Origin of the sequence: Vibrio variabilis (assembly GCF_003263785.1) — a bacterium.
Lineage (GTDB): Bacteria > Pseudomonadota > Gammaproteobacteria > Enterobacterales > Vibrionaceae > Vibrio > Vibrio variabilis.
The window spans coordinates 1-548 of the sequence record NZ_JYJK01000026.1 but is presented as its reverse complement, the minus strand read 5'-3'; the positions used below and the strand labels follow the sequence as shown (position 1 = coordinate 548).

Genomic DNA, 548 nt, shown 5'->3' with positions numbered 1-548 from the left:
GAGACAGGTGCTGCATGGCTGTCGTCAGCTCGTGTTGTGAAATGTTGGGTTAAGTCCCGCAACGAGCGCAACCCTTATCCTTGTTTGCCAGCACTTCGGGTGGGAACTCCAGGGAGACTGCCGGTGATAAACCGGAGGAAGGTGGGGACGACGTCAAGTCATCATGGCCCTTACGAGTAGGGCTACACACGTGCTACAATGGCGCATACAGAGGGCGGCCAACTTGCGAAAGTGAGCGAATCCCAAAAAGTGCGTCGTAGTCCGGATTGGAGTCTGCAACTCGACTCCATGAAGTCGGAATCGCTAGTAATCGTGGATCAGAATGCCACGGTGAATACGTTCCCGGGCCTTGTACACACCGCCCGTCACACCATGGGAGTGGGCTGCAAAAGAAGTGGGTAGTTTAACCTTCGGGAGGACGCTCACCACTTTGTGGTTCATGACTGGGGTGAAGTCGTAACAAGGTAGCCCTAGGGGAACCTGGGGCTGGATCACCTCCTTATACGAAAGATTATTGCGATGAGTGTTCACACAGATTGATTAGGTTT

Annotated in this window: 1 rRNA gene; it reads left to right on the top strand. The window is 53.5% G+C overall.

Going from position 1 to position 548, the window contains the following annotated elements:
- Nucleotides 1-502: ribosomal RNA gene (locus tag TZ48_RS04050) — 16S ribosomal RNA — on the top strand; the annotation flags it as partial.
- Nucleotides 503-548: the final 46 nt, after the last annotated feature.